General features: G+C 54.5%; 14 protein-coding genes and 2 pseudogenes. 12 read left to right on the top strand and 4 right to left on the bottom strand.

Annotation, left to right across the window (positions count from 1 at the left end; translation table 11 throughout):
• Together BCV73_RS35970 and BCV73_RS26625 are read left to right on the top strand one after the other, a co-directional pair.
• Window positions 1–250 (top strand): annotated as a pseudogene (locus BCV73_RS35970) (ABC transporter ATP-binding protein); the annotation flags it as partial.
• Entirely contained in the window at window positions 247–990 is a 744-nt protein-coding gene (locus tag BCV73_RS26625) for a hypothetical protein (protein WP_089549168.1), read from the top strand. The pseudogene BCV73_RS35970 and the gene BCV73_RS26625, both read left to right, overlap by 4 nt.
• A gap of 161 nt (window positions 991–1,151) precedes the next feature.
• Here the strand turns inward: BCV73_RS26625 and BCV73_RS35490 are convergent, their stop codons facing one another.
• On the bottom strand, window positions 1,152–1,379 hold the full coding sequence (locus tag BCV73_RS35490) for a hypothetical protein (protein WP_218828196.1): 228 nt from the start codon (window positions 1,377–1,379) through the stop codon (window positions 1,152–1,154).
• A gap of 21 nt (window positions 1,380–1,400) precedes the next feature.
• Complete coding sequence (locus tag BCV73_RS26620; protein ID WP_089549167.1) at window positions 1,401–1,925, bottom strand: YbhB/YbcL family Raf kinase inhibitor-like protein; 525 nt, start codon at window positions 1,923–1,925, stop codon at window positions 1,401–1,403.
• Window positions 1,926–2,096: 171 nt separating this feature from the next.
• Here BCV73_RS26620 and BCV73_RS26615 point away from each other — a divergent pair, with 171 nt between their 5' ends.
• From BCV73_RS26615 to BCV73_RS26575, 9 genes and pseudogenes are all read left to right on the top strand, one after another.
• Entirely contained in the window at window positions 2,097–2,762 is a 666-nt protein-coding gene (locus BCV73_RS26615) for a GntR family transcriptional regulator (RefSeq protein ID WP_076172769.1), read from the top strand.
• A gap of 380 nt (window positions 2,763–3,142) precedes the next feature.
• Window positions 3,143–4,000, top strand: coding sequence for a MurR/RpiR family transcriptional regulator (locus BCV73_RS26610; RefSeq protein ID WP_076172770.1), 858 nt, complete (start codon window positions 3,143–3,145; stop codon window positions 3,998–4,000).
• A 475-nt stretch (window positions 4,001–4,475) separates the two neighbouring features.
• Window positions 4,476–4,691, top strand: coding sequence for a hypothetical protein (locus BCV73_RS26605; RefSeq protein WP_076172771.1), 216 nt, complete (start codon window positions 4,476–4,478; stop codon window positions 4,689–4,691).
• 29 nt (window positions 4,692–4,720) lie between these two features.
• Complete coding sequence (locus BCV73_RS26600; RefSeq protein WP_089549166.1) at window positions 4,721–5,416, top strand: hypothetical protein; 696 nt, start codon at window positions 4,721–4,723, stop codon at window positions 5,414–5,416.
• Complete coding sequence (locus tag BCV73_RS26595) at window positions 5,413–6,606, top strand: glutathionylspermidine synthase family protein (protein WP_089549165.1); 1,194 nt, start codon at window positions 5,413–5,415, stop codon at window positions 6,604–6,606. The genes BCV73_RS26600 and BCV73_RS26595 overlap by 4 nt, the downstream gene beginning before the upstream one ends.
• Window positions 6,607–7,236, top strand: coding sequence for a hypothetical protein (locus tag BCV73_RS26590; RefSeq protein ID WP_089549164.1), 630 nt, complete (start codon window positions 6,607–6,609; stop codon window positions 7,234–7,236). It abuts the gene before it with no gap.
• Window positions 7,236–7,625 (top strand): DUF350 domain-containing protein, encoded by a 390-nt coding sequence (locus BCV73_RS26585; protein WP_076172775.1) that lies wholly within the window; start codon window positions 7,236–7,238, stop codon window positions 7,623–7,625. Before BCV73_RS26590 ends, BCV73_RS26585 begins: the two co-directional genes overlap by 1 nt.
• Window positions 7,626–7,700: 75 nt before the next feature.
• Window positions 7,701–8,684, top strand: coding sequence for a potassium channel family protein (locus BCV73_RS26580; RefSeq protein ID WP_343220165.1), 984 nt, complete (start codon window positions 7,701–7,703; stop codon window positions 8,682–8,684).
• An 87-nt stretch (window positions 8,685–8,771) separates the two neighbouring features.
• A pseudogene (locus BCV73_RS26575) lies at window positions 8,772–9,017 on the top strand (GNAT family N-acetyltransferase); the annotation flags it as partial.
• On the opposite strand, the gene BCV73_RS35170 reads toward BCV73_RS26575, so the two are convergent.
• Window positions 9,014–9,181 carry a hypothetical protein gene (locus BCV73_RS35170; RefSeq protein WP_179232074.1) on the bottom strand — a complete coding sequence of 56 codons (168 nt, stop codon included), beginning with the start codon at window positions 9,179–9,181 and terminating at the stop codon, window positions 9,014–9,016. The pseudogene BCV73_RS26575 and the gene BCV73_RS35170 overlap by 4 nt on opposite strands.
• Before the next feature lie 268 nt (window positions 9,182–9,449).
• On the opposite strand from BCV73_RS35170, the gene BCV73_RS26570 reads away from it, so the two are divergent.
• Entirely contained in the window at window positions 9,450–9,962 is a 513-nt protein-coding gene (locus BCV73_RS26570; RefSeq protein WP_244364568.1) for an NUDIX domain-containing protein, read from the top strand.
• Window positions 9,963–10,048: 86 nt separating this feature from the next.
• On the opposite strand, the gene BCV73_RS26565 is transcribed toward BCV73_RS26570, so the two are convergent.
• Window positions 10,049–10,465 (bottom strand): GNAT family N-acetyltransferase, encoded by a 417-nt coding sequence (locus BCV73_RS26565; RefSeq protein ID WP_089549162.1) that lies wholly within the window; start codon window positions 10,463–10,465, stop codon window positions 10,049–10,051.
• Window positions 10,466–10,491: the final 26 nt, after the last annotated feature.

Raw genomic sequence — 10,491 nt, 5'->3', positions numbered from 1 at the left:
GCTGGGGGAGCCGATCGGCGGCGTGGATCCGGTGGCCCGGGGTAAAATTCTGGACGCGATCGTCCGCTTCTACAGCGAAGACAGCAGCCTGATTGTCAGCACGCATCTGGTGCGCGATATGGAGCGGATTTTTGATGAAGTCATGTTTATCCAAGACGGCGTCATCGTCCTGCACGAGGAAGTCGAGAGCATCCGCATCAACCGTGGAAAAGGCATTGACGATCTGTTTAAAGAGGTGTTTGGCGAATGATCAAGCTGTTAAAATACGATTTAAAGCGCAACGCGACGCTGCTGCTCGGCGGGATGGCGATTCTCCTCCTGTGCGAGTTCGTCCTCCTCTGGTCCAGGGCCACGGATGAAGTCAAAATTGTCCTCTCTGTCCTGTTCTTCGGCGCAGTCTCGGTGATTTACTTCATTTCCAGCCTCCGTGTGTTTGACTACAACATCTCTACGGTCAGCCGCCGGCTCGTACCGGTAGGTGCCTTGTCTTACGTGGGAGCTTCCCTGCTGTACGGATTGCTTAACTCGCTGGTGATGACCGTAATTGGAGCGGCATTCACTGCCTATATGGTGGTCAACTTAGGGGGCGGATTCAGCTGGGCCGGCCAGATTCCGGTCTGGGCCATCGTGCTGATCATTGTAGAATATCTGTTTCTGCTCGTATACGGCTTTTTGACCTTTTATATGACGATCGCCTTGGCGCGCAGCCTGGTAACCAAGGGCGTGTTTTGGGTCGGACTGCTGATTTTTATCGTCCTGACCATCGTCCTGTCTTATGTTGAAGACTTTCTGTTCGGCCAGGATTCGTCCGCGTTGTTCGGAAGCGTGGATCTGCAGTGGAGCTCTCAGTCCGGCGTGCTGGCCCGGGAGCTGCCGGGTCTCCTGTCTGCCTGGCAAACCTGGGGCTCCATCGTGTTTGAGGGGCTGCTGTGCGTCGCCTTTTTGTACGTGATCAAATGGTGTATAGAGAAAAAAATCGAAGCGAGATAAGGAAAAGGTTGGCCTTGAGCGGCGTTACGTTGAAGACCGAATGCAGGGGTAAACCGTGCCGCCGTTTGCTACAGAAAGAAAGGTTAGGGAACTGAAAAGGTACCCGTACACTGACACTTCAAAAAGTGTTTCGTGTACGGGTACCTTTTTTGCTTACTGGGTTATTTGAATTTGATGGTGTTTTTAATTTTGCTCCCGCAGCCGCATATGATCGTGTGCTTCAAATCTTTAATTGGCTGATGGCACAGGGGGCATATGCTTTGATGAATTGGATCGTTCAATCTCACAGCCACCTCCGTACTTAACTCCGCTTCGCTTGGTGCATTTGTCGTGCCGTTCCTGCCTCGATGCTCTATACCGGCAACAACACAAACAAACTCTCTTTTCATTCCATCGACAAACGGTTTGGGTTACTTGCTTTCCCCTGTAGCCACGAGCACGGCTCTCCCCAGCGTATGACCCAGCATGGTGAATCCTAAGACGGCCGGCGTGGCGCTGCGATCAACGCCGATATCCTCAACATCCAGCGCATGAACGACAAAATAATACCGATGCGGACCATGTCCCGCTGGAGGCGCCGCACCGATAAACCGTTCGAGCCGGGCATCGTTCGGCAGCTGCAGGGCGCCTTGCGGCAAACCGCTGCCATGCTCGTCGCCTGCGCCAGTCGGCAGCTCGGTGACATTGGCAGGGATGTTGATGACGGCCCAGTGCCAGAAGCCCGATCCGGTCGGGGCATCCGGGTCATATGCGGTTACGGCGTAGCTCTTCGTCCCTTCGGGCGCACCGGACCATTTCAAATGGGGCGAAAGATCTTTACCGCCTTCCACTCCAGAAGCGTATTGCTGGGGAGGCAGGGGAAGCCCCTCCGCAATATCATGACTCGTTAACCGAAAGGCTTCAACTTCCGGCAATTTCGCAAATGGGTTGTTCATTGTAAACTCCTCCTTTTTTGTATGAGTCGATTATATATTCAAGAATCGATTCTGTAAATAAAAATCTTTTTGTATGTGGATTATCGACTTATTATTGTATTTTTGTAGGTTTCGGTGTAAATTATTTAAACGTGTACAATCCCGATATGCATAAAGGATGGTGTCGGCTTCATGGCCAAAAGAAACGGTTCGTCCACTTTAAGTGAAAATGTCACAAAAAAACTGAGGTATGATATTTTGGACGGACAATATGAACCGGGCGCTCCATTAACCGTTTCGGAACTAGCCAAAGGTTTCGAAGTCTCGGTTGCCGTCGTTCGGGAAGCGCTAACCCGTTTAGCGACCCAAGGCCTCGTCATACAGAACCCGAATCACGGATTTTCCGTGAAGACGGCGTCGGAAGAAGAACTGAAAAGCATCATCGAAGCGCGGTTGATCAATGAATCGGCAGCCTTACGCCTGTCCATCGCTCACGGCGATCTCACATGGGAATCCAATGTCATCGCTGTTCACCATAAACTATCGCAAACACCCGAGTACGAGGATGGTCATCCAAAGCTCGTCGTTCGCGAAGAATGGTCCGACATTCACCGTCAATTTCATTACGAACTTATCGCTGCATGTCCCAATCCGGTGCTTCTGGATATTTGCAGACGCCTGTGGGATTTAAGCGAATTTTATCGGCATTATTCACCCCCGCAGCAGTCCGTTCGTGATGGCCGCGCCGAACATAAGGCATTAGCGGATGCCGTAGTAAGCCGTGATGGCGATCGTGCCGTCGAGATTTTTAAGACCCACATCCAACTCACTGCGGATATCCTGTTTGACCATCGATAAGCGGATCCCCTTCAAACCGCCACGTATCCTTTCTGAAATCAAAAAAAGGAGCTGTCTGCGCTATGGCAGACGGCTCCTTTTATAATGATGTCTACACTCATCTCAGCTCATCTCACCTTTCTCCTGGCTCAGCTCGTTCCAAAACCATACTGGTAAAATCAGGTGTATTCTACCATTAGACCCATCGGGCGACAACCAGGCCGGATCTCGGAGATGGAGGAACCTCGGATGCGTGCGGATATCTTTAAAAAATCACTTTATCTCGGGAGTATGATTCCTTTAAAATAGAGGGATAAGGTCTGTGAACATTTTCCAGTTTTGTGAAGGTCAGCGGATCCTAACGGATCCATATTTTCGAGCCAGCGAAAGTGAGGAATGACATGAACGGAGGAATAGTCCGACTGCGGGAAATTCTGGATGACATTACACCATCGGAGCGCAAGGTGGCCGATTTTATTCTGCAGCACCCGGGCGAGATGATCGGGCTTTCGATCGCCGAGTTGTCCCGCCGGAGCGGGGGAAGCCAGGCCGCCGTCGTCAGATTGTGCAAATCGGCCGGATTTAAGAGCTACCAGGAGCTGATGCTCAAGGTGGCGGGTGACCTGCAGGAAGGCCAGGAGGAGCCCGGAGGGTATCAGGAGATCCGCCCGCATGACTCGGTGGATGCCATTATTCATAATGTGACGAATAACAATATTCAGTCGATCCGCAACACGGTTAAGGTGCTGGACAAGCACATGGTTGAGCAGGCGATCGAGGCGCTCGGCCGGGCGGAGCGGATTTTTTTCTTCGGGATCGGCGCTTCGAACCTCATCGCCCAGGATGCGCAGCACAAGTTTCTGCGGATCAACAAGCCAAGCTTTTCGTTTGCCGACCCGCATCTGCAGCTGACCTCTTCGGTGCTGCTCACGGAGCGGGATGCCGCCGTCGGCATTTCGTATTCCGGCAAAACGGACTATGTCATCTCCGGCATGAAAGCCGCCAAGGAGGCGGGGGCGGTGACGATCTGCATTACGAAATACGGAAATTCGCCGCTGAGCGAGATTGCCGACATCCAGCTGTATACTTCATCGACTGAAAACGATATCCGCAGCGGGGCCACCGCCTCCCGGATTACCCAGCTGAACATCATCGACATGCTGTACCTGGGTGTCGCCAGCCGCAGCTATGACCAGTCGGTGGACTACCTGGAGAAGAGCCGGGCGATGATCAACAAGACGAAGCAAAAGGGAGGCTGAGCTCAGGGGAGCTTGGGTCCCGGTTGGAGCGTGCCATTCCGCGCTTGACCGCGTCCGCATCCGCGGGGTCTGGCCCAATACGTATAAGAGTAACGCTGCAGCAAAGGGGCTGCTCCGTTTAATCCGGGGCAGCCTTTTATCACGGGCAAAAAGACTCGCTAACGACTTTTTATTCCATCACGAGAGTTGTGTTCGATGCCTTGAATCCTATCACCGTACTGCGATCTCTCCAATCGTTTCGGCAGGTAAGATTCGGAAAACAGCAAAAACCCCAAACTTTTGGTTTCCCTCCAGCAGCAGACAATTTATACTTAAATTTGACAAAATGCCATCAAGGCTTGAATGGAGAGCGTTTTGGGAGGATATGTACATCCTTTCATAGTCGGAAGTAAAAAATCATTTGGAACCCGCTGGAAGATCCGACGTAAAAAAATGCTGTAAAGTACAAAGCAATGAAATAAGGGGTGTAACGAAAATGGGAAATGAGATGGATGTCATTTTGGTCGAGAAGATGTCAAACGGCAGCCTGCGGACGATGGAAGAGCGCAGATGGGGCATGAATATGGTGGCTGCACTGGAGCATGTCAACTATATCGTCGTCGGCGGCAAGGAATACGAAACGATTGAGGGAAGGCTGAATGTCGATACCGGCAAGCTTGAGCTTTTGCTGGTGCAGATACGAAACGAGTAACAGGGAACTCGGCGAAAGGAGATGCGATCATGGCAAACGAAGAAAAGGCGAAGCGGAGCGACGAATCCGGATCAAGAGGTTTTCCGGTTGAAGGGAAGGCTGCCCGGGTATTGTCCACGTCCCTGGGCGTAGCGCTGCTGGCCAATGCCTTTCTGATCCCGGGAGCGACAGCGGCCGGAGCGTCGGCCAATACATCAGGTGACCAGACCGCGGCGGATGAACCGATCCTGGTCTCCTGGTCGACAGAGGAAGTTAAACAGTATTTTGATAAAAACGCGGACTGGAACATTCCGCTTAAGGAGAAGCCGGAGGAAGACCAGGAGGGGCAATCGGCGTCGACAGGCTCCGGATCGTCAGGCGGCGGAACGACCGTCATTAACAATTACGGCTCGGCTCATTCCGGATTTGGCTGGGATGACCTGCTGCTGTACCACATGCTGTTCAACAGCGGATCCAGCTATTCTACCACCAACTATTACAACGGCCGGCCGACGTACTACACCGGCACCAGCCAAACGTATAAGCCGCGGTCCTATACCAGCGGTACGTTCCAGAACAAGCCGGTCGTCGGCTCGACGGTGCGCCCGAAGACGTCGACTTCGACCGGGTCGATCACCCGGAGAGGAACGTCGTCTTCGTCCGGCAGCATCGGCGGCAAGTCAAGCGGATTCAGCTCCTCTTCGAGCTCCCACTCCAGCTCCAGAAGCGGCGGTTTTGGCGGATGAGCAGCGTATTTGAAGTGCTTGCCCCGGGAACCGGCGAACGTGCGGAGCGGGTGGAGCAGCTGCGGCAGCTGGGCTTTGCCTGGGCTGATCTGGAGGACGAGGAGTACTGGCTGGACCAGATCGTCGTCATGAACGGGGAGACGTACCGCGAACTCGAGGAGGCCTCCTCGAGGCTGTGGGGCGTGCTCGACAAGACGGTCCGCTATGTGCACAAGCGCCGCGACCTGTATGAGCTGATCGGCATTCCGCAGATTTTGTGGGATATGCTGGACGACTGTCCGATTCCGGGGCAAGGTCTGATCAGCCGCTATGCCCGGTTCGATTACGCGGTCGGCCATGACGGAAGCATCAAGCTGTATGAGCTGAACGCAGATACGCCGACCGGCTATGTGGAAGCGTCGATCGCGACCCCCTGGCTGTGCGGCGAAGCGGGAATTCCGACGCCGAACGGGCGGATGAAGGAGCTCGTGAAGGCAGCCTGGGCCGTGGAGCACCCGGATACCGCCGCCTGCGTCGCCTACGGCAGCCACCTCGAGGACTCGGGAACGATCGAGGCGCTGGTGAAGCACAGCGGCCTTCCCGTGACCTGCGTCGACTGCCTCGATCTGTGGATCGACGAGGGGATCGTCAAGGACGCGACGGGCCGGGAAATCAAGCGGATGTTCGCGCTGTACCCGAAGGAGTGGATGGCCGTCGACGACGGCGGGGACGCGCTTGCCTATGCAATCGAGACCGGCAAGCTTGCGCTTTTTAACGGACCACACAGCATCCTGCTGCAGTCCAAAGGACTGCTGGCGGCGGCCTGGGGATTGTATGAACTGGGCCTCCTATTTGACGAACAGGAGCAGGAGACGGTGGAGAAATATATTTTGCCAACCTACAATAAGCCCGTGTTCTCGGGAAGCTATGTGTCCAAATCGATGTTCGGCCGCGAGGGCGGATCGGTGCGGATGTATAACGAACAAGGAGAGATGGATATCCAGGACGAGGCCGGATTCGACACGAGCGTCCTGTTCCCGTCCGTCTATCAGCTGCGGGCGGAGCTCCCGCGGATTGAGACCGCCGCAGGGCCGCGGCACCTGCTGACCGGTATGTTCGTGATCAACGGACAGCCGTGCGGGCTGCTCGGAAGAGCGGGCGGATTGATTACGGGGAATACGAGCCATTTTATCGCGATGGGAGTGAAATAAATGAAGACCTACCACAAGTTCTTCCGGACGGGTCTGGGACTGTTCCTGCTGGCGGCGCTCCTGCTGAGCGCATGCTCCTCGAATGAACCCTCCGTATTCGATACAACCACGTCGGAGGATACGAACGTATCCCGGGTTCCTTGGGATTACCGGATTGTCGAAGGAACGGTCGGCGATCTCATCGGCAGCGACATGACGGTCCTTCCGGACAACGAGCTGATGCCTAATGATGGCAACTATGCTACGGGGGACAAAATTTGGTCTTTGCAGTACATGGACGCCGAGATGACGACCGGTGCCAACCAGAAGACCGACGTCCGCCTGTCCTCTTGGGACACGATCAAGACGTTCAAGACGCAGGAGGAGGCCAAGAAGGACTTGGCCAATCTGAAAGTTAACGTGACGACCGAAGTCGACCTGGTCGGCGTATACCAAACAAAATACAAGGATCAGACGCGGGACTTTGCGGTCGTGGAGCTGCCTTCCGGCAACCGGATCAAGCAGCCGATCGACGATGCGCGTTACAAGGAACTGGAGAAGAAGAAGAAAGTTTCCGTCAAACTCGAGGAAGTTCATGATTTCGCCGATTACGATTCGGCATACGCCAAATTCAGGGGGTGGGCCAGTTAATGGTCGTCGTTAATATTGTTGTCAGTGTCATCGTCATCATCATCCTGCAGCTGCTCGGAATGGTGATCTTCAGCTGGATGACACCGTTTAAGGACATGGAAGAGCTGAAGAAAGGCAATACGGCCGTCGGCATCGCGCTTGGGGGCAAATTTTTGGGGACGGCCATCATTCTCGGCGTGGCGGCTTATACGAATACGTCCATCTGGTTTTTGGCCATGTGGTTTGCCGTCGGGTACGTGTGCCTGATCGCCGTGTACTGGATTTTTGAGCTGGTGACCCCGGGCTTTAAAATTTCCGAGCAGCTGAAAAAGGGAAATACGGCTGTTGCCGTCCTCTTGTCCATGGTGTTCGTCGGCATGGCTTTTGCCATCAGCAGCCTGATTGTATAAAGCTGTAGATCAAGCTGCCATGCTGAAGAGAGGGTGAGACCGCTGCATTTTTTCCTCCGGCTATCCGCCCGGATGATGCGGATGCGCAAAACGACGATTGGCCTGATTATTGTTATTTTTGTAACGGTGAGTGCAACGATCGCCTATCTGCTCGAGCCGTCTACCTTTCATAGCTGGTTTAATGCCCTGTACTGGGTCATGACGACGATGGCCACGGTCGGGTACGGCGACTTCTTTGCTGCTACGGTAGCCGGTAAACTATTTACGCTGTTTTTATACATCTTCGGTATCGGGCTGCTCAGCTTGGTCATCGGTAAAATCATCGATTCGATCGCGGGCATTCAGCGCCAAAGGGAGGCGGGAACGTTGAATTTTCACGGAGGCAATCATGTCATCTTAATCAATTGGAGCCGAAAGGCGAAGTCCGCTATCGACGAGATCCTCACGTACGACCCGAAGGCGCAGATCGTCATCGTCGATGAGACGGACCGCCATCCGGCGCTGCAGATGCACCAGGTGCATTTTGTCAGCGGGGATCCTTCGTCCGCGGAGACGCTGATCAAGGCCGGGATTGAGCGGGCGCGGGCGGCTATTATTTTCGCCGACACCCGAATCGAGGAAACATCGCTGACCGACGGCAAGTCGCTGCTGATCGCCTCCAGTATCGAACGGATCGCGCCCGAGGTGCACACGACGGTGGAAATCATGCACGAGAAGCACATTCAGAACTTCCGGTTTGTCCAGGTCAACGAATTCGTGCTGTCCCACGATGCGATCTCCAGCCTGGCGGTGCGGGCTGCGCTGCAGGAGGGAAATTCGGCGGTGATCAGCCAGCTGATCAGCCGCGAGCACGGGGACGATATCTACGAAGTTCCGTGTAATCCTGCCTGGAAAACCTATGGCGAAGCGTTTCAGGCGCTGCTAGGACAGGGCGCCACCCTGCTGGCCGACCGGAACGACATGTCGATCAACCGGCGGTTAAGGGAGCCGATCCCGGCCGATGCGAGGCTGTATGTGGTTGCCGATGAGGCGACGTACCGGCGGATTTCTGGGAAATAAATCCAATGCACTAGTCGATAAAGATCATTTGCCGAAAGAACCGATGGCCTGCAAGAGCGGGCTGTCGGTTTTTTTAGATATAAGGGTTTTCTGGATCGGGCCGAAAATGGTAATGGCTACATGACCGAAGCCGTGCGGCTAATGGTCGACTATGCGTTTACCGAGCTGAAGCTTCACCGGATCGAAGCCGGCGTTATGCCACGCAACCTGGGATCCACCCGCGTACTCGAAAAAGCGGGCTTTCACCATGAAGGCATCGCCCGCAGCAATGTGCTGATCAACGGCAAGTGGGAGGATCATCAGGTGCTGGCCATCATTAATCCGGAAGACTAGCGGGAAGGGTCCGGCTCGCTTGGATCGGCGGTTTCGGCCGGCTTCAGCGAATCGGGGGGATCCTTCAGCGTAGACTCGATCAGCACATCGATCCCATTCCCGGTCTGGACGGCAATAGCCTGATCAGGAGCCGTTCCCTGGATGGAAAATATGCCGGTTCCCACCTCGTATTTATTGGAATAGGTTCCGTGGTATTCGTGGCCTTCGACATCGGTGCGGAGGGCAGGATCAGGGCGCGGCGGCGGAGAAATAATATGAATAGTGGTTTACGAGGAATAGTAGTCACCTCCCAAGTATTCATTCCCATATTAAGGTACTTTGGGCAGTGTGGAAAGAGAATCAAATGCCCGCTGCCCTCATCATTTTGTATTGAGGAAATGAGCGGAGGCTGACGGCAAGCATCGTGCACTGCAATGAAGGAGGATTATATCTGTGAGTCAAACGATACGCGTAGAATGGGGTGGCCAGCCGGTCAAGCTGACCTGGATCCCAACGAAGGACATGCCGGATCCGGCCAAAGTGACCAGCGTTCACGGCATTTGTATGCTGCGGGGCAACGTGCTGGCCGTCCATGTGGACGGGCGCGGTTTTGATATCCCCGGCGGGCATGTCGAGCCGGGCGAGACGCCGGAGGAGGCGTTTCACCGCGAGGTGCTGGAGGAAGGCAGCGTCCGCGGCCGTGCCGTGTACATCGGGATGATGGAAGTGAGCCACGAGGAGAACGAGCATTTTGACCCGAACGGCAAGTATCCGCTGGTCGGCTACCAGTTGTTTTACCGGATGGACATTGAGGAATGCCTGCCGTTTAACCGGGAAAACGAGTGCCTGGCCCGAATTTGGGTGGAGCCTGAAGAGTTTCGTTATGTCATTGATCATGCCTTATTGGGACTGGTGCTGGAGGAGGCGCTGAAGCAGCCAGCCGGCGAATCGGGAGGGGAACGATGAAGGCATGTAAACGCGCCTGTATCAGGATGAAGTCGTCTATGGGGAACACCCTCCTCGAGTTCGGAAGACCCGGAGACCGCCTATTCCTATTGCTCGGCCCCTGATTGATGCTCGTAGTTCCTCATCAGCATGCCGGTCGCTTTTTTCATACCCAAACGGGTGTAAAACTCCTGCACATCCGGATCGCACAGCAGATCCACCATATACAGCCCCTTCAGCCTCTCCAGCATCCGTGCCGTCAGCTCCTTGCCGATCCCCCGGCCCTGATATTCCGGAATCACTTCAAGCAAAGGAATATAGGCCGTTAATACTTTGTCTGATAAACAATTAATAAAGCCAATCATTCGCTTGGTATCGGCATCGATAGCCAGTATGATAAAGGTGGAGTTCGCAAGCAGCCGGATCAGCACAGCAGGCGAGGGCGGGTTGGGCCAGCCGTCGAAAAAGCCGGGGGCAACCGATGACTCCGTGATTCCCTGCAGATGGTCCTGGTAAATAATCATTGAGTGTACCTTCTTTCCTGAAAATG

The sequence above is a fragment of the Paenibacillus sp. SSG-1 genome, assembly GCF_002224835.1.
Lineage (GTDB): Bacteria > Bacillota > Bacilli > Paenibacillales > Paenibacillaceae > Paenibacillus_AQ > Paenibacillus_AQ favisporus.
Note: the sequence above shows the minus strand (reverse complement) of the source record. Positions and strands in the feature narration are given on the sequence as shown.